Raw genomic sequence first — 23002 nt, forward strand, 5'->3', positions numbered from 1 at the left:
TGACCGCTGTATTTACCTTTCCAATTCTTTAAAAATGATAACTAGAGATTTGTAATGAAAACATTGTCGGAGATGTGGTGATTTGATGCAGTAACATGGGGGACATTGCTATATGAAAAAGTGCTGGGGTAGAAGTGTAAAATGCGATCATGGATGCGCATTTTTACGACTCACTTTACGACTCACCCCAACATCATCAAAGCAGACTTATTTCTTTAGTAATTCATAATTTAGGTTTAAACCTCAATAAGCGGTTAGCATTACTCACCACCGTAATTGAAGAGAGCGCCATTGCCGCACCTGCGACTACCGGATCTAACAGGGTTCCGGTAAAGGGATAGAGCACACCAGCGGCAATTGGAATCCCTAATGTGTTGTAGATAAATGCCCCCAATAGGTTCTGTTTCATATTGCGCAGCGTTCCTTTGGACAGTTCAACCGCATCAGCCACACCATGCAGACTATGACGCATCAGTGTTATCGCCGCGGTTTCAATGGCGATATCGCTGCCTCCTCCCATTGCAATCCCCACATCAGCTTGAGCTAGGGCAGGAGCATCGTTAATACCATCCCCCACCATAGCAACCTTGCGACCTGCTGCTTGCAGTTTCTGAATCGCCTCAGCTTTGCCATCAGGTAATACACCCGCAATCACTTGATCAATACCTGCTTCTTTTGCAATCGCATTGGCAGTAGCCGGGTTATCACCAGTCAGCATCACTAAACGGTAGCCTTGGTGATGTAATCGCTGCAATGCAGTAATGGTATCTTCACGCAGTGGATCGCGAATTGATAGCACTGCCGCCGCTTTACCTCCTGCTGCCAGGAGAACCGGTGTGATGCCTTTTTCTGCTTGTTGAGCAATCAGCGGTTTTAATTCTTGCGTATCAACTTGATTTTGTTCTAGCCAGGCTTGATTACCTAGCAACAAGATTGTGCCATTCACTTCACCACTGATACCGAGTCCAGCCAGAGTACGGAATTGTTCAACTTGCGGCAATGCCAGCCCTTCGGCTTTGGCAAGAATGGCTTTGGCTAATGGATGGCTAGAACCTTGTTCCAGTGCGCCAGCCCAACGCAATACCTCTTGTTCACTGTACCCATTAAAAGTATGGATATCAGTCACTTGAGGCATACCTTCCGTCAGCGTACCGGTTTTATCGAAAACAAGGGTATCCAAGGTGCTAGCTTGTTGCAGCGCGTCGGCATCCCGAACCAGAACCCCAAATTCTGCTGCCCGGCCGACACCAGAGATAATTGACATAGGAGTTGCCAACCCAAGGGCACAGGGACAGGCAATAATCAACACGGTAGTAATAATGACTAATGAATACATGATCTGTGGCGCTGGACCCACGAAGTACCAAATAGCACCGACAATCAGGGCAATCGCGACCACAACGGGAACGAACACGGAGGAAATTTTATCTGCTAACTGACCAATTTCGGGCTTACTGCTTTGCGCCTGACGGACCAGTTTAATGATTCGTGCTAATGTTGTCTGACTGCCAACTGCGGCGGCAGTAAACAGCACCGTACCGTCTTGCACTGTCGTACCGGCATGAATGTTATCGCCTTTAGATTTTTGCTGTGGAATCGGCTCACCGGTGAGCATTGCTTCATCTATCCAAATCTCACCTTGCATGATTTCACCATCAACGGGAACACGATCACCGGTTGCCAAACGTAATGTCATGCCGGGTTTGACATCAGCCAATCGCATCTCTTTTTCGCCATCTTCTGTCACCACACGGGCCGTCGGTGGTGTCAGATCCAGCAGACGTTCCAGTGCTTTTGAAGAACGCTGACGGGCACGTTGTTCCAGAGCATGACCCAGATTTATCAGACCAATAATCATCGCGCTGGCTTCATAATAGAGATGACGGGCTTGTGGCGGAAAAATATCCGGCCATAGATTGACACTGATAGAGTAAAGCCAGGCTGCGCCGGTTCCTAATGCCACCAATGTGTCCATTGTGGCACTACGGTTTTTCAGGCTTTGCCATGCATTGCGATAGAAGTGACCACCGGCAAAGATCATCACGGCAAGCGTGATAACGCCGATAGTCAGCCAGATATGACGGTTTTCAGGTGTGAGCATCATATTATCGCCCATCATGCCCCACACCATCACGGGAATACCGACGACCAATGCTAATGCTGATTGCCAACGAAAACGGCGCATATTAGCGTCAGAAACTTGTTGCTGACGTTCACGCCGTTCAGCTTCGTCCTGAATCAGTTCTGCGCCATACCCGGCTTTTTCTACGGCTTTAATCAGTGTCTCTGGTGAGGCACTACCGATAATTAAAGCGCTGCGTTCAGCAAGATTCACTCTGGCATTTTCCACGCCATCAACACCTTGTAATGCTTTCTGAACTTTGTTCACGCAACTGGCACAAGTCATGCCGTCCAACAGCAACTGGATACTATCATTGCTATCACTCACAACGGAGACGTCAGTTTTTTCGACCGGAACAGAGGAGGTTGCCGCTGCCAAAGGTTCCGGTCTATTTGAAGCAGGTAGTGTCAGCGGCTCAGATTTTGGGGAGTTTTGACTAGAAGCGAGTTTTGCGTGATAACCCGCCTGCTCAACGGCGGCAATCAGGGTAACGACATCGGCTTTACCGTAAATTTTAGCTGTTTCAGTATTCACATCTGCGGCGATAACGCCATCCACGGCCTCCAGCGCTTTACGAGTCGTACCGGCACAATGCATGCAATTCAGGCCGGAGAGCGCCAGTTCAACATCAGGTTGGCTGGCGATTATCGCATCGTAACCGGCTGCTTGAATTGTTTCGATTAATGATTCAGCAGAGGCTTTACTAATGATTTTGGCATAATCAATCGTAATATCCGCCTGCTCTACATCTGCACGATTTGCCAGTGCCTTTTTCACACTGTGAACACAATGAATACAGGAGAGTCCCTGTAAGGTTAAAATGGTTGTGTGTGACATAAAAAAACTCCTAACACATAGTGATGTAATTATTCTTCACACTTGTGTGATAATTGATGATATCTACACAGTTCAAGTGAATTTCTGACTTGTTGCGAAGGTTAAACCTTCCCGCAAGGGTAAGGTCAAGGGGAAAAAATGAACATTAGTGAAGTTGCCCAAAAAACCGGTCTTACCAGTAAAGCTATTCGGTTTTATGAAGAAAAGGATCTGATTACACCGCCGGCAAGGGGGGATAACGGCTACCGTTATTATCAGCAGAAACATATTGATGAATTAACGCTGTTGCGTCAGGCGAAACAGGTCGGTTTTACGCTTGATGAATGCCGTGAATTTTTAGTGTTATTTCGCAATCCCAATCGTCACAGTGCTGATGTAAAAACGGCAACCTTGCATAAGGTGGCTGAAATAGAAAAGGCGATTGAAGAGTTGCAGAAAATGAGAAGTAAATTGTTATCTTTGGCGGAAGAGTGCCCTGGAGATGATGGGGCTGAATGCCCCATCATAGATCATTTATCGGGTTGTTGCTCTCATCACTGAGAACTGACCGGTTTTACTTTCAGGGTAATGCCATCAACAGCGATTACCTCTACTTCGGTATTGGCTGGTAGTTCACTACTACAGTGAACCCGCCAGCTTCCATCAGCCAGTTTGATCCGGCTGTAACCATTTTCAGTGTCTGTAGCTAGTTTGGCCCGGATACCGATGAGCTGGTGGTCTTTCTGGTTCAGGGTATCGCTGCCTTTTGAGGGGCGGCGACGTAACCAGTAGCGCCATAGCATTGCGGAAAGCAGTGTCAGAGTGGCAAACAAAACGCCTTGCCATTCCCAGCTGATTCCTGGTAGCAGCCAGGTGACAAACGCAACAACGATAGCGGCTATCCCCGTCCATAACAGATAGCCGCCGGTTCCAAGAAGCTCTGCAATTAACAGTAAGCCGCCAAAAGAGAACCAGAGCCAGGGGGTTTGAGCCGCAATCTGTGCAATCATGATTACTTACCTTTTTTGCTTTCGCCAATCAGTTCAGTAATACCGCCAATCGCACCCATTAGGTTGCTCGCTTCCAGAGGCATCATAATGACTTTGCTGTTATCGGAGGCGCCAATACTGGTCAGTGCATCCGTATATTTCTGGGCAACAAAGTAGTTAATTGCCTGCATGTTACCGTCAGCAATCGCATCGGACACCATTTTAGTTGCGCGAGCTTCCGCTTCGGCGGCACGTTCACGTGCTTCTGCCTGGAGAAATGCCGATTGACGTTCCCCTTCCGCTTTCAGAATTTGAGACTGTTTTTCTCCTTCTGCTTTCAGAATAGCCGCCTGACGGATACCTTCCGCTTCCAGAATATCAGCACGTTTTGTACGTTCTGCTTTCATCTGTGCGTTCATGGCGGAGATCAACTCTTTGGGTGGACGCACATCACGGATTTCAATACGGGTAATTTTCACTCCCCACGGGTTAGTGGCTTCATCAACAATATGCAATAGACGACTGTTGATAGAATCACGCTGTGACAGCATTTCATCCAGCTCCATTGAACCCAAAACGGTACGGAAGTTGGTCATCGTCAGATTGATAATGGAGAGTTCAAGGTTACTGACTTCATAAGCCGCTCGAACAGGATCGACAACTTGAATGAAGCAGACCGCATCAATAGTAACATTGGCGTTATCGCGGGAAATCACCTCCTGTGAAGGAATATCCAACACTTGTTCCATCATATTAATTTTACGGCCAATGCGATCGATAAAAGGGACGATAATATGCAAACCCGGTAATAAAGTCCGGGTATAACGACCGAAGCGTTCTACCGTCCATTGATAGCCTTGTGGCACTGTTTTTACGCAAGTAAAGACAATAACCACCGCAATAAAGATCAGAATGGGTACGGCACCAAAAGCGAATAAATCCATAGCAATTCCTTACAATTAAATAAATCAGTAAAGCAGTGAATAGACCTGGCGACGGTATTTTGAAGCCAGGGTGTTACTGGTCCCCATTGCAGACATAATATCCATCATTGTTTTCCGTACTGCGCCATTGGCAGCGGAAAGGTCCTTTTTCAGGAAGCTAAGTAATAATTCCAGCGCTTCTTCATTACGACTAACTTCGTGCAGTTTCAGCGAGAGCTTAACAGCCAGCTCTGCATTTTCTGGTTGAATGGCGAATTCTTGCTGCAATTGTTGGATCTCTGGTGTATCCGCCGCTTGCTTTTGTAACTCAATTTGAGCCAGTAAACTGTGATAATGAGTATCTTGGTCCTGTAATGGAATAAGACTCAGAATTTCCTCGGCCTCTGCTATATTATTGAGCATAATTTGCACTTCGGTCAATATAAGTGCAATTTCACTGTTTTTGGGGGCTAATTGCCAAGCTTCTTTCAGTAATGGTAGTGCATCCTGATGTTTTCCTGCTGCGATAAGTTCCTCTGCCTGAGCGACTTTCAACTCTTCCGGCTTGGGTAATACGCGGGCAAGCATCTCTCTAATAACTGTTTCAGGTTGTGGCCCTTGAAAACCATCTACCGGTTGGCCTTGTTGCATAATATAAACCGTAGGAATGGCTCGTAAGCCAAACTGTGCCGCGACCATTTGCTCTTTATCGCAATCCACTTTTGCCAATATGAATTGATTTGCATATTCTGCTGCCAGTTTATCCAATATTATGCCTAATTCTTGACAATGAGAGCTACGTTCAGACCAAAAATAAAATAAAACAGGTACAGTCATAGACTGTTCAACGGTTTGATGTAGATTGCTTTCGTTAACATTAATTCCAGTAGAAGTTGGTAACATATAATTAGTCTCTTAAATTTGGTTGTCGCAGGGTATGATTAAATAGATTGAGGTTATTTTCTTAACTTTCAAGTTGTACCACTCTGCTTACTCAGTATTTTATCCATTACTCTTCCTGGTAAAATCCGGCGCATAATCGTGACTGCGTGGGTTATCCAAGTTACTGGATAACGTAATTTGGGGTTTGGACTTTCCAGAGCATGAATCAGTTTGCGCACAACGGCTTCGGGGGTGAGGGTAAAATGGCGGGCGAGCCTGGGGTTTCTGACAGGTTTATCGCTTTGCGTTTGATTCACGTTTTCTGCAAAACGTGTTTTTATCGGGCCAGGAACAATCAGACAAGCTTTAATTCCGGTTCCGGCTAATTCCATTCTTAACGCATCTGACCAGGCTTCCAAGGCATATTTACTGGCGGAGTAAGCGCCGCGGCCTGGGGTTGAAATTAGTCCCATAACTGAACTGGTTTGGATAATACGGCCTTCGCCATGAAGTTGCATTGCTGGAAGTAATAAGCAGGTAAGTTGATGGGTACCAAATAGATTAGTAGAGAATTGCCGTTCCAGTTGTTCACGACTGATCGTATTTAGTGGGCCATAAATACCAAAGCCGCCGTTATTAAACAGCCCGTAAAGACGGCCATTGGTGAGCCTGATGACCTCGGCGGCGGCGCGTTCAACACTCATTTTGTCATCAAGATCCAATTCGATAGGTTCCAGTCCTAACTCGCGCATATGTTGTAAATCTGCGGGTTTCCGGCAGGCTGCTAATACTCTATAGCCCCGCTGATGTAGTGTTTTGGCCGCCACCAGACCAATTCCACTGGAACAGCCGGTGATAAGAACGGACTTTTGCATAACTTTACCTGCTTATAGACATCAATTTGTTGAAACTAATAGTTTACTACTTAAGAATAATTAAGATGTGCTGATAGTGTGTCAGACATCCAATCGGCGATAAATGGTTGGGCTGCCAGATTAGGATGTAATCCATCTTGTTGCACCCACTCCGGTTTAATAGCGACTTGTTCCATATAAAACGGAAGCAGGGGGATTTGATTGTGTTCTGCCAGTTTGGGATAAATCTTGGCAAAAGATTCGGTATAACGGCGCCCATAGTTTGGCGGCAGACGGATCTGCATCAATAAAGGTTGAATATTGGCTTGTTTCACTAACGTAATGATCTGTTGCAGATCTTGCTCTGTTTGTTGTGGAGGAAAACCGCGTAGTCCATCATTGGCGCCCAGTTCTATCAGTACCCAACGGGGTTTATGTTGTTTAAGTAATTCAGGTAGCCGCTCAAGACCTTGAGCGGCGGTATTACCGCTGATACTGCCATTGATGACCGTGATTTTATTACCGGATTTCTGCCACTTTTTTTCCATCAAAGCAGGCCATGATTGCTCAATAGGCAGATGGTAACCGGCACTAAGACTATCACCGAGAATCAGAAGGGTATCAGCCGCAGTCGCTCTGGCGCTAAATAGCATCACTAATAAAAGGAAAAGTAAATGGTAACGGGGAGTATTCTTGAAGTTCAGCATCTTAGTAAGCACGTTGGTCAGGGAGAAAATAAGATCACTATATTGCAGGGAGTCGAGTTGGTTGTCGAGTCGGCACAGACTATCGCTTTAGTGGGGGAATCGGGTTCGGGTAAATCCACATTGCTTGGCATTATTGCCGGGTTAGATGATGGCAGTGACGGCGAGGTTCGGCTGCTAGGGCATAATTTAAGCCAGATGAACGAGGAACGGCGAGCGCAACTGCGGGCTGAAAATGTCGGTTTTGTCTTTCAATCATTTATGTTAATTCCGACGTTGAACGCATTGGAAAATGTCCAGCTTCCTGCTTTATTGCGTGGTGAATCTGAACAGCGTAGCAGGAAACAAGCGGTTGAATTGCTGGAACAATTGGGATTGGGAAAACGTTTGAAACATATGCCGGCCCAACTTTCTGGTGGTGAGCAACAGAGGGTGGCATTGGCGCGGGCATTCAGCAGCCAACCTAAAATTCTGTTTGCTGATGAGCCGACGGGTAATCTGGATCGGCAAACTGGTGATCGGATTGCTGATTTACTGTTTTCTCTCAATCGTGATTACGCCACAACATTAATTCTGGTCACGCATGACAGCCAGCTTGCGGCTCGTTGTCAACGTTGTTTGCGATTGGTTGATGGCAAATTGAGGGAAGAAAGATGATTTGGCGTTGGTTTTGGCGCGAATGGCGCACCCCTTCTTTATTGATTGTCTGGTTATCGCTTACGTTGGCGGTGGCTTGTGTGCTGGCGCTGGGAAGGATCAGTGATCGGATTGATCAAAGTGTTCATTATCAGAGTCGGGATTTTCTGGCAGGTGATTTAGTCCTGCGTGCGGCTTATCCGGTAGATGAAGGATGGTTACAACAGGCGAAAAGTTTGGGATTAAAGTTGAGTCGCCAGCTCTCTTTCACCACGATGACTTATGCCGGGGATGTTCCGCAACTTGCTAATGTAAAAGCCGCAGACCATGACTATCCATTGTATGGTGAGCTGGAAACCCATCCACCGGGTTTGAAAGCGGAAAAAGGAACAGCACTGGTTGCGCCTCGTTTGCTTGAACTGTTGAAAATCAAAGTTGGCGATAATCTGGATGTCGGAGATACCACGCTTAAGGTGAGCGGAGAATTAATTCAGGAACCGGACAGTGGTTTCAATCCCTTTCAGATTGCGCCTCGGATTTTAATCAGTCTTGATGATGCTCAATCTACCGGGGCGATTCAACCGGGTAGCCGTCTGACTTATCGTTATATGTTTTCAGGTGATAAAGAAGCGGTTTATCAGTATCAGCAGCTCATTGATCCCCAACTTAAAGCTGATCAACGCTGGTATACCTTGAAACAGGATAGCGGGGCGCTCGCAAAATCCATTGAAAGGGCGCAGCAATTTTTGTTGTTATCGGCTTTGCTGACGTTATTACTCGCTGTCGCCGCGGTAGCGGTATCAATGACCCACTATTGCCGTAGCCGCCATGATTTAATTGCAGTACTAAAAACACTGGGTGCCGGGCGTTGGGCGTTGCGTAAATGGGTGATTGGCCAATGGTTAGTGATATTAATTGCGGCAGCGGTAGTGGGGACGCTTCTGGGATTGATGTTTGAATATTTGCTCGTACAGATTTTGGCGCCCATGTTACCGAAGATGTTGCCGCAAGCCGGATTCTGGCCGTGGATATGGGCGTTAGGCGCGTTATCTGTTATCGCTTTACTGGTGGGAATACGTCCGTACAAGCAGTTAATGGCAACTCAACCATCAAGGGTGCTGCGTGATGATATTATCGCGCCTATCTGGCCGTTGCGCTATTACCTGCCGTTGGCGGCATTGGTGGTCATTAGCGGGTTGGGCCTGTTGGTTGGAACCAAACCTATGCTATGGGCGTTACTGGCTGGTATGGTGATGGTTGCGCTATTACTGGCGGTGTTTGGTTGGGGAGGATTATGGTTATTACGTCATCTGAAACTCCGCCAGCTCAGTTTTCGCCTGGCGGTTAATCGACTACTGCGGCAGCCGTTCCAGACAGGAGCCCAACTGGCGGCTTTCTCTTTATCCTTTATGTTATTTGCTTTGTTGCTGGTGGTCCGGGGAGACTTGCTTGACCGTTGGCAGCACCAATTGCCGCCGGACAGTCCAAACTATTTTCTGATTAATATGACTGGACAGCAAATTCCACAAGTAGAACATTTGCTGGCTCAATATCAGGTTAAACCTACGGCATTCTATCCGGTGGTATTGGCTCGCTTGACGGAAATTAATGGTCAGTCAGCTATCGCGTGGGCAGAGGCCAGAGAATCGGATAGCAACACGGTGCAGCGGGAGTTGAACCTGACATGGAAAGAGGAATTACCTCCGTTTAATACCTTGGTGGAAGGTCACTGGCCGCCAAAGGCGGATGAGGTTTCTATTGAGCAGGGGCTTGCTGAACGTTTGGCAATCAAAATCGGCGATAAGCTAACATTCAGTGGTGATACGCAGCAATTTAGCGCCATAGTCAGCAGTATTCGACTGGTGGATTGGGAAAGTTTGCGGCCAAATTTCTTTTTTATTTTCCCAAAACAAGCATTGGAGAATCAGCAGCAAACCTGGCTGACTAGTTTCCATTATGAAGGCGATGGCCGACTTCTGACGGATCTTAATCGTCAGTTTCCAACCTTGAGCCTGCTTGATACCGGCGCGATGATTAAGCAAATTCAGGGTATTTTGCAGCAGGTCAGTAAGGCATTGGAGGTCATGGTTGGGTTGGTCATGGTCTGCGGCGCATTACTGCTATTGGCACAGGTTCAGGTAGGGATGCATCAACGGCAACTTGAACTGGTGGTTTACCGCACCTTGGGAGCCAGTAAACAGTTACTGCGTCGTACCCTTTGGAGTGAATTTGCTTTGCTTGGATTAATGGCGGGTTTTACTGCGGCACTGGGAGCTGAGGTTGCGCTTTGGTTGTTGCAGACCAAGGTATTTGATTTTCCGTGGCAACCAGCATGGCAGATGTGGCTATTACTACCAATAATCAGCAGCTTGTTACTTTCATTGTGTGGAAGCGGGTTGGGGTTTCGGTTGTTACGGGGGACGGGATTACACCGGCGAGTTCAGGGATAAAGGGGCGATATTTGCAGACATTCAGGGAATGGGTAATCGCTCGTCGAGATGTGATGAACCCATTCCAAGCTTATTGGCCTACTATACCCTATGGATTTCAAGATTCATCGCGATGGCAAAGGAGTGAATCCCCGGTCGCATAGCGAACTATGTGACCGGGGTGAGCGCGGCCAACAAAGAGGCAACTTGAAAAATAACGGGTATATCGTTGTTTAGGTAAATTCGGCTCTAAGTTGTGGCAATATTTTCTCGCCGAAAGAGGTCAACCCCTTAACATAATCAGGGAAGATCAACATAACCCCGTCCAGTTCGCATTCACGCAGTAAATCTGACAATTGTTTACGACATGTTTCCGGGTTGCCGATAGCTGTGTGGGTCATAAAAGCGTTTTGGGATCTTTCAACCATCGCATTGCTTTTTCCGTCAATATCGACGCCAAAACTGTGCATCATGCTTTTAACTGCGTCTATATCCAAGCCATCATGATAGAACTCAGCCAGCGTTTTAGCTTCTTCATCTGTTTCAGCGCAAATAATCGTACACATACAAAAGGTTTTGGTGGTTGTGTCGTATTCGGCTGCAAGACGCTTAGCCATTAGACTAATTTGTCGTGTTTCTTCTTCATCTTTACCACCAATGAAACACACATCGGTGTTCCGTACACTAAAACGTAGCCCACATTCTGATTGACCGGCACAGACCAAATAAGGGCGCGGAACGGAAACAGGTTTAGGCTCAGAAACACAATTCTTGAAATTAAAGTAATCTCCCTGATGATTAACCTGCTTCTCACTCCAAAGCCGTTTGATCAATTGGGTCCACTCTTCGGTCATTGCGTAACGTTGATCGTGGTCTAAATTGTTATCCCATTCCCCCATCTGTTCAAATTCGTCTTTGAATGAACCAGAGACAATATTCAGCCCGGCTCGGCCATGACTAATTTGATCCAGTGTCGCAATCATTTTGGCTGTCACGGCGGGATTATGCAGCCCGGCATGCATGGTTGCGATCAGCCGGGCATGATGAGTCACTTCGGCAATACCGGCCATCATCGTAACGGATTCCAGCGAACAGCCCCAATGTTCCGTTTCACCGCCAAAGCCACGCCATTTGCTCATTGACATGATGAAATCCAAACCAATTTGATCAGCCAGAATAGCCGCTTCACGGTTTTGCTGATAAGAAGCATCGAGTGGTGGTGTATTTTTGGAAATAATCCATCCACCTTTCGCTATGGGTAGAAATACACCGAATTCTTTTTTTGCCATGATTAATTCCTTGTTTGTCTGTGGTAAGGAATATTTTATAGGTTCATTTTATTGTTAAATTCAGTTAAGTAGTGTGTTGTCATCAGGACATTTCTTCACGATTTGTGACGGTGGTTGCATCATGAATGTGATGATCAGAATAGCTAGCACTGGTATGGCGATAATGAGAAATGCTGGTGTAAAACTACCTGAATAATCCTTAATTGCGCCCACCAGGAAAGGGGCGATACAGGCGGTAGTAGAGATTAGATTCATTACCGAAAACAGTTCCAAGTAAGGCGTGCGCCCAAAATAATTGAACAGCAATATACTGGATGCCAGAAAAGTCATGCCATAGCCGATACCAATGCACAATGTGAACAGGATTAAAAATGTCCATGAAGTGGTGACACTGAGTGCGATAAGGCCGCAGATAATTATCGACAGACTACCGATAAGCAATTTTTTGGGATCGAGCCATTCACCAACTGCGCCTCCTGCAAATCGTGAGAATGCGTTGATAAAAGCCAAAATACTGAGTGAGGAGGCGGCGACAGATTCACTGAATCCGTTTTCAGTAATATGGGCGACTGCAAAACTATTAACGGTTATCCCACACAGTAAAAAAGAGGTATAAGCGGCGGCAATGGCATAAAATTGCCAAGTGTGCAGCGCCTGCCGGACATTCCATATTTCCTTGGTGCGATAGATACTAGTGGGGAGCTGGTCTTGTTGATTTTTACTAACCTTTTCCGCGTGGGCGTTTTCCTTTTTACCTTCGCGCATAAATAAAATGGTTAATAAACTAATCAGGGTGAGTGATATCCCGGAAATTGCCCAGTGTATACGCCAGTTTTCCCAAAATATTGTTGCTAGGAAATAGATCCACGGACCGACCACGCCCCCTAATCCCCCAATGGTGAAATAGATACCAAAAGCCAACGACTGTTTTTTAAAAAGTCGGCTAATGACATAAGTACCGGGAACCGTCGCCATAAGACTAAAGCCAATTCCTAATAATGTGGTACCGGTAAAATAGGCTGCGATACTGTGGGTGTTATAGAGGATGTAAAAACTGGTGATAAAGGTGAGCGTACCGATCATTAAGGTAGCGCGGACGCCGGTACGACGAATAAACATCGCTGGAAGGTAACTGGACAGCCCACATGACAGGCCAAGTAACGTGAACCCTAAACCGGCATCGGTCCAACTCCAGTGTAATTCCTTAATCATACTAGGTAATACAACGCCCAGCGAAGTAAATGTGGTTGCGGTGACCAGAAAGTAAATCAAACCCAAAAGTATCAGTAGGAGCCACTGATAAGTACGTCCGAACTGGTCATGTTGAATGGGCATTTTGACTCCATCAGGATAAAGGCCATCAGAAAATTTCTGATATTTTATTCCGATATCAGAAAAAACTATATCGAATAAAGATCCCGTAGCTAAATTGATCCGTTCGATAATAAGGGGTATCTCTTATTTTGTATTTGTTTTTTATGGGGTTCAGAACAATGCCTGTCCATAAATGACCGGATTGATGACCAAGGAGTTTCCCTAAATCGTAATGTAACTCTGGTTTGAAATCGATAGTTTCAGGCTGTCCATGCAAACCTAAGGTATAGTCAAAAGTGCCGACAACCCGAAAATCTCCTAAGCTATTATTGAAGGGAATGCCGTAATCGATATGAATTCGCTGATCATTCCAGCTTCCTTTGGCATTATTCTCAAAATAAAAAATTGTACGTAGCCAGCTAATCCAGCTAGCTTGCCAGTCAATACTGATACCGGGGAAGTAGTCGTAATCTATCCCTTTCGTTTTGGCAATCCATTGAGTGAACAAAATATCTTTTACCGGCCCAAAAGAGATGTCATTACCAGTGACTTTACTCAAGCTTACTCTGGGGACAACTTTATAATAGTAGGTGCTTTTATCACCTTGGTAATCACTTTGCAGCGAGTTTTGCCAAATACTATAGACGTACATATCGCCGATACTGTAGTCGCCGAAAGCCTCTAAAATCGGCGAAATGGTTTTTTGGGGATCGACCCGATTTTCAAATTGCATATAAAGGCTGGTATCAATCGATTGAAAATTAACAAAATGACCGGCTTGAGCTTGATTGATTGCCGACAACAATAATAGCATTGCAGGTAATCCGCTCTTCTTTAATCGAGTGCCTATCCAGCGCCAAGTCATTGCCAGATAAGCGGCGCCGCAAAATGGAGAAGAGAGCCTTGAGGTGAAAAAAAGCGGGAGATAGTTTTTCGTATTATGGATTTTTGTGGCAAGTAACACGAAGATTCCCTTTCTCGTACGGTATCGGGCTGGTGGTTGCTAACATTGATCTAATAAGACGGTTTTGTCAAAGGGATATTTGATTTTATTGATGAAAGGAGGAAGGAGTAGAAAGATAAGATTGTTTTAACCTTAGTGATTTTTCAGTGTTAGTAATACATTGATTATTTAATTATCGATAGGTTGTTTATTCAACTTTGTGTTGGATATTGGGAAAAATATTGTTAATTAATGGTTTTGTGAAAATATTTTTTAATTATATTTTTGTTAACTTAAATATATTATTTATTTTACTTGATTAATTTGATTTTTTAATGGGAAATAACAATGATAAATGGGGGTCTGTTTTGGTATAATAAAACCTATTCGTTAATTTAAATATTTTTAATAATTATTGCTTTGGTTTTAAAATATATAGATAAAATATCTTTTTTAATATTTATCTTGAGTAATTAACCCTAACTAGCTCAATGTATCTTTGCATTTTTCACAAATCACTTATACATGAAATACATATTCAAAAAAATAAAGAATAGATTATGAATAGTTAGGTATTCCAAGACTAAATCGTCTTGGCAAGCCATTTTTGCAATAGTGACATAAATACCATTAATTTTGCTGGCGGGTGAGCAAGTGCCCGCAGTAAATAAATATCTTCTTTACGTCCATCGGGATCATTAAATAAAGGTATCAATTTTCCAGAACGAATATCGGTGGATATCACCCAATTAGGTAAAAGTCCTACCCCAAATCCACTGACAGCGGCCATTCTCAATGTTTCAAAGTTATCACTGCGAAAGATCCTGTTATCATCGTTGAAGTTAATAGCACTGCGATAACGTGACCAGCAAATACCTGCGGGGTCATGATGTTTATCAAGCAAATAGTGTTCACCCAGTTCAGTCAGTGTTGTCGGTGTTCCATGCTTTTGAATGTAGTTTGGGCTAGCACAAATAATCCAAGTTTGTGTGGCGATGCGTTTTGAATAAAGTGTGCTGTCCTTTAATTCACCAATACGAATAACCGCGTCGAGACGATCCCTGACCGGATCAGTCAAACGCTCGGTTTGATCAAGTTCAACCTGAATTTTAGGATATCGCGTGAATAGTTCCGCTAGCATCGGAATAATATGTTGACGTCCAAACGTTGGCAGGCAAGCTATACGTAACGCCCCTTGCGGTTCGCCATTCAACGCCGCCAACTCAGCTTGGACATCGACAAGATCATTGATAATACCTTGCGCCCTTGCAAATAAAATCTCCCCTGCGTCAGTCAGTGATAAACCACGAGTAGAGCGAAAGAATAGTTTTGTCTCTAGCATTTTTTCAAGGTTGTCTATCTGACGAGTGATAGAAGACGCAGCCATACCTTGCAAACGAGCAACGGCAGAAAAACTTTGTGAACGGACAACATGAATGAATGTTGTTAGCATATCGGTACGTAATAAATCTTTCATCGCAATTGTTACCTATACATTTCATATATTACAAATAATACACAACATCTGGTAGCGCTATCACTTTTGCATTCTATGCAAAACAATTTCGTTCGCTCTCTTTATTCCCACGATTTCAAAATAGTGCCAGAATCACTTCATCATAATTCCGGCCCAAATGCTGAGAGTTCCCATGTCAAATACAGCAATTAAACCAAATCCTATTTCTTCCGTTTCTCTTATCTTATTATCTGTAGCTTGTGGTTTTGCTGTCGCGAATATTTATTATAACCAACCACTATTGCCAACAATTGGGACAAGTTTTAGCGTTAATGGTTCAATATCCGGCTGGATCGCGACACTAACGCAGATTGGCTACGCGGCGGGGCTTCTCTTTTTTGGGCCGCTTGGCGATACACTAAGCCGTCGCAAGCTGATTTTTTGCCTCTTAATCGGTAACATAGTCAGTCTTATCTTATGTGCCACAGCCCCAAATTTTACATGTCTTTTGACAAGTAGTCTGATTGTGGGGCTAACTTCTATTTCAGCACAAATCATCATTCCCGCCGTATCCGGTTGGGTAATACCAGAAAAGCGTGGCCGGGCGGTAGGAAGTCTGATGAGTGGCCTTTTCGCTGGAGCACTGCTTGCCAGAGCATTGAGTGGTGCGGTTGGAGAGCATTTCGGTTGGCGTGAAATGTTTGTATTAGCAGCTTTAATTGATATCTTCCTGTTTTTTCTGGTCTGGTTTGTACTGCCAGAAATAAAAACATCACACACTATGACTTATAGCCAACTTCTTATTTCACTTGGTAAGTTGGTAAAGCAACAACCCCTTTTGCGTGAAGCAGCATTATCCGGTTTTTTACTGTTCGCCGCTTTTAATACTTTATGGGGTTCTCTGGCCTTATTACTTTCCCAACCACCTTACGGTTGGGGAAGCGATATCGCCGGTCTTTTTGGCTTAACGGGCATTGTGGGAATGCTAGTTTCACCAGTAATAGGTTCGTTGACAGATCGCCTCGGCGGGAGAGCGATTGTTACCACAGGCGCTTTATTGGTGACGTTAGCCTTGTGCCTAATTAGCGGCGCGAACCACAATATTCTATTTTTATTCGCCGGTATTGTTCTGTTAGATCTTGGCAGCAGAGCGGGTTTAGTGGCAAATCAAACACGGTTATATACATTATTACCTGATGCCCGCAGTCGACTAAATACCGTATTTATGACCTGTTATTTCGCCGGTGGCGCAATAGGTTCTTCTTTGGGAGCTGTCGCAGCCTGGCATTTTTCTTGGTATGGCGTCGCTTGCAGCGGCGGAGGATGCGCATTATTAGCCGCTCTAGTGGTTATATTTAGTTCAAAGAGCAGTTAGTGATGAATATTCAAATTAAAGTGTTTCCATAAGTTAGAAAAATAATCTTCGATTCTATCTTGGTTTATGTTTGATAATTGTCAATTTAATAGTAAGAAATCATCCATTCTACAAAAAGCTTGATATAATTAAAAACTATAGGGTAAAGTAGTTTATTGGCTTTTAAATGTTTTATTGAAATTTTTATTTAAATCAAGTATATAAAAGATATTTTGTAAATATGGGGTAGGAAAATATGGTTAATAGAGCTAATAAAATTTTATTAGATATATTCATGAAAACCATAAATTCTCTTAATGTAACAAGGGCATTTCTACTTAATATAAATAAAAGAGGGTGATTATGTATACTGGAATTGTACAAGGAAAAGAAAGTGTATTATCTCTTGATAGAAAAGACGGGTTTAGTACATTAACCGTCAGTAATAATAACCATTTCTTTGATGATGTTTCTGTGGGGGCCAGTGTTGCGATTAATGGTACGTGCCTGACTGTCACCCAATTTAAGAACGATATCGTCTGGTTTGATATATCAGATTTTACGGCTGATGTGACCACATTAAAGTTTTTAAATGTGGGGGATGAAGTTAATATTGAAAGATCACATCAAATGAATAAAGAAAATGGCGGTCATAGTCTATATGGGCATATTGAAGGTGTGGCAGAAGTCGTTGAATTTATCAAAACTGGCGAAACTTATCGATTGGTGATTAATATTCCTGGAGATAATATAAGATATTTTTTCCATAAAGGTTTTATTGGGTTACATGGTTGTAGCTTGACAATAAATGGTATAAATGAAGAAGATAAAACTATAGAATTGAATTTAATTCCAGAAACGTTAAGGGCTACCAATCTTAGTAATATTAAAGTTGGTGACTTACTTAATTACGAAATAGATCAAACAACCAGAACGATTGTAGACACAATATCCAGATCGATGAATGCTAATAGATCAATATGATAATTGAAGTAATATGAATAAGCTAGATTGAGTTGAGGTGTGAAGCGGAAGTCACTTTACCTCCGCTTCCACAGTTAATCCCAAGCCATTAAATGACAAACGTTTGATTATTTTGATGGACATTTGTCATCTATTATTTTATCCCAAAATTCATCTATGGTACCTACACTTGTACCGCCACCACTTTCCAGCTCATGGATCGCTGCCTGTGTTGTAGCATTAGGAACATGGTGTTCTTTTGTCGCTCTAGTTAATACCAGACGGACAAAGCTAGACATATTCAAATTATTATTCCGGGCGGCTTGTGCCATCGCATTTTTCAGTTTTTCAGAAACACGAACTTTTAATATAGCCGTATTCATATGTCCCTCTTTGTCTCTTAATTTGTATCCTTACTGTGGGACTATTGTGGATACAAATCAAGATAACAAGATCGATAAATAAACAACGTTAGTGTTAGGCGTTAGTTAAATTAATTTTTCCTGTACCCATTCAAGGCCACTCTGATATTCAGGAGGCAGCATAGGAACAAGTTTCTGCAATGTATCTTTTAATTCATTTTTATCAAAGTGAGAAAGATTAAGATGACCAACTTTACGTGCAGGACGGACTTCTTTCCCATACCAATGTAAATGTACCAAGGGCAAACTGAGCCATTGTGTATTGATATCTGTACCAATCAAATTGATCATAACTGACGGTGCAGTGACTTCTGGTCGAGGCAGGGGCAAATCCAGAATAGCGCGAAGATGTAATTCAAACTGGCTGATAGATGCGCCGTTCTGAGTCCAATGACCGCTGTTGTGAACGCGTGGCGCGAGTTCGTTAATCAATAAATTATCACCGACAATAAAACATTCCATTGCCATCACGCCGATATATTTCAGCTCGTGCATAATCGCTGACAACATATTTTCAGCCTGTTGTTGTAAATGATAATGCTGTAAATGGTCATTTTCCTGAGGATAGGCAATACTGGCGCGGAGAATGCCATCTTGATGCAGATTATGTGCTAAGGGGTAGAACACACAATCGCCATTTTTATTGCGGGCGCCGACCAGTGAAACTTCGCCAGAGAAAGGAATGGCTTGCTCAGCAATACATTCACCATAAATATCAGCGGGTAATGCTGTTTCATCTCCGGGACGAATACGCCATTGCCCTCGGCCATCATAACCGCCAGTACGGCGCTTAACGATAACGAAACTACCGAGTTCAGAGAATAATTGCGGCCATTGGTTGGTATCAGAGAGTAATTGCCACGGAGCCGTTGCCAGCCCAAGGCTATCCATTAACTGTTTTTGCGGCAGACGATCAGCCAGACGGGGAAAGATATCTCGATTAGCGAAAGCCTTATGACGGGCAAGTTCTTGGGTAAGGGCCGTTTCCGGCCAGCGCTCAATTTCAGCGGTAATAACGCTATTCTGATAAGGAACCGCTTCGGGTTCTGCATTCAGGCCAACAGGATAAACCGTGATACCTAAAGGCTCACCAGCTTGACGTAACATGCGGCCGAGCTGACCATTGCCTAATACACAAACTGGCTTCATGCTTCCTCCCGCGGATCAGGATTATCGAGTACATCCTGAGTTTGTGTTTCACGCCAATGGCTGAGGCGTTGCAGTAAATCTTTATCATGACGAGCCAGAATCTGTGCGGCCAATAGGGCTGCGTTTGCCGCGCCGGCTTTCCCAATCGCAAGTGTGCCGACAGGAATCCCTTTTGGCATCTGTACGATAGAGTAAAGACTGTCTACTCCATTCAGTGCAGCGCTTTGTACGGGTACGCCGAGAACCGGCACCAGCGTTTTAGCCGCCAGCATGCCGGGTAGATGAGCCGCGCCGCCGGCGCCAGCGATAATGACATCAAAACCATTTTGTTCAGCTTGCTCGGCAAAACTGAATAGTTTATCGGGTGTACGGTGAGCAGAAACAATTTCAACATGAAAAGGTACATTAAGAGAAATGAGAATATCAGCCGCGTGCTGCATCGTCGTCCAATCGCTTTTAGAACCCATGACAATGGCGATTTTGGCATTGTGTTGAGTTGTTCCTGCTAAATCAGGCTGGGCAGTCATAAATCAAATGCTCCTGTGTTTTAACGTCCACCAGAATGAAAATAACGCTTTAAGGCTGCGGATCATATCATGCTCACAAGCTAAGGAAAACGATTGCGTTACTTTATACTTCCATTGCGATACTTGGATTGGGGGCTTCTGGTTAATCAGAATGGGAAAGAGATAAGATCGATTGATTTATCCGTTACTTTGAACATCGATCCTTGATGATGCCATGCGCCAAGTACACCACGGTAAACGGTTTTATCATGTAGAGGAACTTCATGTACAAAAGGGCGATGAGTGTGCCCGTGAATCATCCAGTCAGCTTGATACCGCTCAAAAGTATCAATAACAGCTTGCTGGTTTACATCCATAATGGCTTCGGATTTTCTGCTGTTGACCGATTGGCTGTTGGCTCGCATTTTTACGGCAATTTTTTGGCGGATAGACAGAGGTAGCAGTAGAAACAGACGTTGGACCCACGGGGTATGAACCCGCTTACGATATCGTTGATAACCTTCGTCATCAGTACACAAGGTATCGCCGTGCAGAATAAGCACTCGCTTACCGTACAGTTCCAGTACTTTTTCTTGCGGGAGCAATATGACGCCGCTCTCTTTAGCAAAGCGCGAACCGAGCAGAAAGTCACGGTTGCCGTGAATAAAGTAACAGGTAACACCTTGTTGTTGCACAGTTTTTAATGCGCTAGCGATTTCACGGTGGAGAGGATTGTTATCATCATCGCCGATCCAGTAATCGAACAGATCACCGAGAATATAGAGGCTATCGGCCTGAATGGCATCCTCATGCAAAAAACGCAGAAAACCGGCAGTGATTGCCGGTTCATGTTCGCTGAGATGTAAATCTGCGATAAAAAGTGTGCACATATTCAGTGAGTTATTCGCTAACAGTTACTTTTTCGATGATAACATCTTCGAGTGGTACATCTTGGTGCATACCGCTGCGACCGGTAGAAACGCCTTTGATCTTATCAACAACATCCATACCTTCGATCACTTCGGCAAAGACGCAGTAACCCCAACCATCAGGGCGCTCAGAGCGGAAGTTCAGGAAATCATTATCAACAACGTTAATGAAAAACTGCGCAGTTGCTGAGTGTGGATCGTTGGTGCGGGCCATTGCCAAAGTACCACGGTTGTTTTTCAGACCGTTATTGGCTTCGTTTTTGATAGCTGCATCAGTCGGCTTTTGTTTCATACTAGGTTCAAATCCGCCACCCTGAATCATGAAACCGTTAATAACACGGTGGAAAATAGTATTATCGTAGAAGCTATTGCGGCAGTAGTTCAAGAAATTCTCAACAGTTACAGGAGCTTTGTCGGCGAAAGTATTAATTACAATATCGCCAAAATTGGTATGGAAAGTCACCATAATTGAAATCCTAATAATAGTTTTGACTAACCCAGTTAGGGCATTCGGACCAGGCGGCTTTTATATCACATATACCATAATGAGTCAGTACCTATTAGTTTCAGTAAGCTATATTGATCGCTAGCCTTGCAAAGCGCTTGATATCAGGTTTCAATATCCTATTGGACTATGCCATATCGAGCTGTTATTGATGAGATAGGGACATAAATCCAGAATTATCAATTCGTTATTTTTAACACACGTACAGTGAATTTACGGAAAATCTCGATGCTAAAAATTTTCAATACCCTCAGCCGTCAGAAAGAAGAATTTAAGCCAATCCATCCGGGGAAAGTAGGGATGTACGTGTGTGGTATCACGATTTATGACTTGTGCCATATTGGTCACGGCAGAACCTTTGTTTCTTTTGATGTGGTTGCTCGTTATCTGCGTTATTTGGGATACGATTTGACCTATGTACGCAATGTGACCGATGTTGATGACAAAATCATCAAGCGTGCGGCAGAAAACCGTGAAAGTTGTGATGATCTGACTGGCCGTATGTTGGCGGAAATGTATAAAGATTTTGACGCGCTGAATATCCTACGCCCTGATCTGGAACCACGTGCGACCCGGCATATCCCGGAGATTATTACACTGACCGAATCGTTGATAAAACGTGGTCATGCTTATGTTGCAGATAATGGCGATGTCATGTTTTCCGTCGAGAGTGATCAGGATTACGGATCGCTTTCCCGTCAGGATCTCAGCCAGTTACAAGCCGGGGCGCGAGTGGAAGTGGCTGATGTTAAGCGTAACCCGATGGATTTCGTATTGTGGAAAATGTCCAAACCCGGTGAACCAAGCTGGGAATCGCCGTGGGGAGCGGGTCGTCCGGGTTGGCACATTGAATGTTCTGCCATGAACAGCAAACAGCTAGGTAATCATTTTGATATTCATGGTGGTGGCGCTGATCTGATGTTTCCCCATCATGAAAATGAAATTGCACAATCTACCTGTGCCCATGATGGTCCGTATGTGAATTACTGGATGCATTCAGGAATGGTGATGGTGGATAAAGAGAAGATGTCCAAATCGCTGAACAACTTCTTTACTATCCGTGACGTATTGGAATATTACGATGCGGAGACGGTACGCTACTTCTTATTGTCAGGCCATTACCGCAGTCAACTTAACTATACAGAAGATAACCTAAAGCAGGCCCGTACCGCACTTGAACGATTTTATACAGCTCTGCGAGGTACAGATGCTTCTGTACAGCCGGCCGGTGGTGAAGTATTTGAGGAGCGTTTCATTGAAGCGATGAATGATGACTTCAATACGCCAGAGGCTTATTCGGTATTGTTTGATATGGCACGTGAAATTAACCGCCTGAAATCAGAAAATATGGACGCAGCGAATGGTTTAGCGGCTGAATTACGCAAGTTGGCTGGTATTCTAGGTTTATTGCAACAAGAGCCGGAGCAATTCCTGCACCGTGGTGTTCAGGCTGACGATGAAGAGATTGCTAAAATTGAAGCGCTAATTAAGCAGCGTAATGATGCCCGTAAAAACAAAGATTGGGCGCTGGCAGATTCTGCTCGTAATCAGTTAAATGAGATGGGTATTGAACTGGAAGATGGTCCGCAAGGGACAAGCTGGCGTCGTAAGTAAGTTCGATCTATTTTTGGTGTTAATTTATAATTTAGGCTCCCTATTGAGGGAGTCTAATATTGATGGTTTATCTCTATTATCCCACTTGTTGCTTTATGAGATCTCCTGGTTAAGAAATAAGGCAAGTTTGAAAAAAATGTTTATGATTTTTTGAATAAATTCAAAAAAAACTCTCTGGCTTATAAGGTTTCTATTTAAACAAG

At 44.1% G+C, this 23002-nt stretch carries 21 protein-coding genes; 6 read left to right on the forward strand and 15 right to left on the reverse strand.

What is annotated here, in order from left to right:
* Positions 1-223 precede the first annotated feature (223 nt).
* Positions 224-2959 carry a copper-exporting P-type ATPase CopA gene (gene copA, locus C6H66_RS00465; protein WP_105394494.1) on the reverse strand — a complete coding sequence of 912 codons (2736 nt, stop codon included), beginning with the start codon at positions 2957-2959 and terminating at the stop codon, positions 224-226.
* Between the two features lie 138 nt (positions 2960-3097).
* Between copA and cueR the strand changes: the two genes are divergently transcribed.
* On the forward strand, positions 3098-3499 hold the full coding sequence (gene cueR, locus C6H66_RS00470; protein ID WP_040150066.1) for a Cu(I)-responsive transcriptional regulator: 402 nt from the start codon (positions 3098-3100) through the stop codon (positions 3497-3499).
* Here cueR and C6H66_RS00475 read toward each other — a convergent pair.
* The 5 genes from C6H66_RS00475 to tesA form a co-directional block, all read right to left on the reverse strand.
* Entirely contained in the window at positions 3493-3948 is a 456-nt protein-coding gene (locus tag C6H66_RS00475) for an NfeD family protein (RefSeq protein ID WP_105394495.1), read from the reverse strand. The genes cueR and C6H66_RS00475 overlap by 7 nt on opposite strands.
* 2 nt (positions 3949-3950) lie before the next feature.
* Complete coding sequence (locus tag C6H66_RS00480) at positions 3951-4871, reverse strand: SPFH domain-containing protein (RefSeq protein WP_036775200.1); 921 nt, start codon at positions 4869-4871, stop codon at positions 3951-3953.
* 24 nt (positions 4872-4895) lie between these two features.
* The gene (locus tag C6H66_RS00485; RefSeq protein ID WP_105394496.1) at positions 4896-5753 is read right to left on the reverse strand and encodes a co-chaperone YbbN; all 858 of its coding nucleotides are present in this window, start codon (positions 5751-5753) and stop codon (positions 4896-4898) included.
* Between the two features lie 68 nt (positions 5754-5821).
* A complete protein-coding gene (locus tag C6H66_RS00490; protein ID WP_105394497.1) occupies positions 5822-6607 on the reverse strand; it encodes an SDR family oxidoreductase in 786 nt (261 codons plus the stop codon).
* 50 nt (positions 6608-6657) lie between these two features.
* Entirely contained in the window at positions 6658-7290 is a 633-nt protein-coding gene (tesA, locus tag C6H66_RS00495) for a multifunctional acyl-CoA thioesterase I/protease I/lysophospholipase L1 (RefSeq protein ID WP_181150129.1), read from the reverse strand.
* On the opposite strand from tesA, the gene ybbA reads away from it, so the two are divergent.
* Both ybbA and ybbP read left to right on the forward strand, forming a co-directional pair.
* Entirely contained in the window at positions 7261-7947 is a 687-nt protein-coding gene (ybbA, locus tag C6H66_RS00500) for a putative ABC transporter ATP-binding protein YbbA (RefSeq protein WP_046394877.1), read from the forward strand. The two genes, tesA and ybbA, sit on opposite strands and share 30 nt — an antisense overlap.
* Positions 7944-10376, forward strand: a complete 2433-nt coding sequence (gene ybbP, locus C6H66_RS00505) for a putative ABC transporter permease subunit YbbP (RefSeq protein ID WP_105394498.1) — start codon at positions 7944-7946, stop codon at positions 10374-10376. The genes ybbA and ybbP overlap by 4 nt, the downstream gene beginning before the upstream one ends.
* Before the next feature lie 212 nt (positions 10377-10588).
* Here ybbP and C6H66_RS00510 read toward each other — a convergent pair whose 3' ends face one another.
* From C6H66_RS00510 to C6H66_RS00525, 4 genes are all read right to left on the reverse strand, one after another.
* A complete protein-coding gene (locus C6H66_RS00510) occupies positions 10589-11644 on the reverse strand; it encodes an LLM class flavin-dependent oxidoreductase (RefSeq protein ID WP_105394499.1) in 1056 nt (351 codons plus the stop codon).
* Positions 11645-11704: 60 nt separating this feature from the next.
* Complete coding sequence (locus C6H66_RS00515; protein WP_105394500.1) at positions 11705-12979, reverse strand: MFS transporter; 1275 nt, start codon at positions 12977-12979, stop codon at positions 11705-11707.
* 55 nt (positions 12980-13034) lie between these two features.
* The gene (locus tag C6H66_RS00520) at positions 13035-13922 is read right to left on the reverse strand and encodes an outer membrane protein OmpK (protein ID WP_248000580.1); all 888 of its coding nucleotides are present in this window, start codon (positions 13920-13922) and stop codon (positions 13035-13037) included.
* 562 nt (positions 13923-14484) lie between these two features.
* Positions 14485-15378, reverse strand: a complete 894-nt coding sequence (locus C6H66_RS00525) for a LysR family transcriptional regulator (protein ID WP_105394502.1) — start codon at positions 15376-15378, stop codon at positions 14485-14487.
* Between the two features lie 172 nt (positions 15379-15550).
* On the opposite strand from C6H66_RS00525, the gene C6H66_RS00530 reads away from it, so the two are divergent.
* Together C6H66_RS00530 and C6H66_RS00535 are read left to right on the forward strand one after the other, a co-directional pair.
* On the forward strand, positions 15551-16732 hold the full coding sequence (locus tag C6H66_RS00530; protein WP_105394503.1) for an MFS transporter: 1182 nt from the start codon (positions 15551-15553) through the stop codon (positions 16730-16732).
* Positions 16733-17074: 342 nt separating this feature from the next.
* Positions 17075-17695 (forward strand): riboflavin synthase subunit alpha, encoded by a 621-nt coding sequence (locus C6H66_RS00535; protein WP_105394504.1) that lies wholly within the window; start codon positions 17075-17077, stop codon positions 17693-17695.
* Positions 17696-17802: 107 nt separating this feature from the next.
* Here C6H66_RS00535 and C6H66_RS00540 read toward each other — a convergent pair whose 3' ends face one another.
* From C6H66_RS00540 to ppiB, 5 genes are all read right to left on the reverse strand, one after another.
* Entirely contained in the window at positions 17803-18057 is a 255-nt protein-coding gene (locus tag C6H66_RS00540; protein ID WP_046394884.1) for a type II toxin-antitoxin system RelB/DinJ family antitoxin, read from the reverse strand.
* A 105-nt stretch (positions 18058-18162) separates the two neighbouring features.
* On the reverse strand, positions 18163-19245 hold the full coding sequence (gene purK / locus C6H66_RS00545) for a 5-(carboxyamino)imidazole ribonucleotide synthase (protein ID WP_105394505.1): 1083 nt from the start codon (positions 19243-19245) through the stop codon (positions 18163-18165).
* Complete coding sequence (gene purE, locus C6H66_RS00550; protein ID WP_105394506.1) at positions 19242-19772, reverse strand: 5-(carboxyamino)imidazole ribonucleotide mutase; 531 nt, start codon at positions 19770-19772, stop codon at positions 19242-19244. The genes purK and purE overlap by 4 nt, the downstream gene beginning before the upstream one ends.
* 146 nt (positions 19773-19918) lie before the next feature.
* Positions 19919-20641: a UDP-2,3-diacylglucosamine diphosphatase gene (gene lpxH / locus C6H66_RS00555; RefSeq protein ID WP_105394507.1), complete on the reverse strand. Its 723-nt coding sequence runs from the start codon at positions 20639-20641 to the stop codon at positions 19919-19921.
* Between the two features lie 10 nt (positions 20642-20651).
* On the reverse strand, positions 20652-21146 hold the full coding sequence (ppiB, locus tag C6H66_RS00560; protein WP_105394508.1) for a peptidylprolyl isomerase B: 495 nt from the start codon (positions 21144-21146) through the stop codon (positions 20652-20654).
* A gap of 267 nt (positions 21147-21413) precedes the next feature.
* Between ppiB and cysS the strand changes: the two genes are divergently transcribed.
* Positions 21414-22799: a cysteine--tRNA ligase gene (cysS, locus tag C6H66_RS00565; RefSeq protein WP_105394509.1), complete on the forward strand. Its 1386-nt coding sequence runs from the start codon at positions 21414-21416 to the stop codon at positions 22797-22799.
* Positions 22800-23002 lie beyond the last annotated feature (203 nt).

Origin of the sequence: Photorhabdus hindustanensis (assembly GCF_002968995.1) — a bacterium.
GTDB lineage: Bacteria > Pseudomonadota > Gammaproteobacteria > Enterobacterales > Enterobacteriaceae > Photorhabdus > Photorhabdus akhurstii.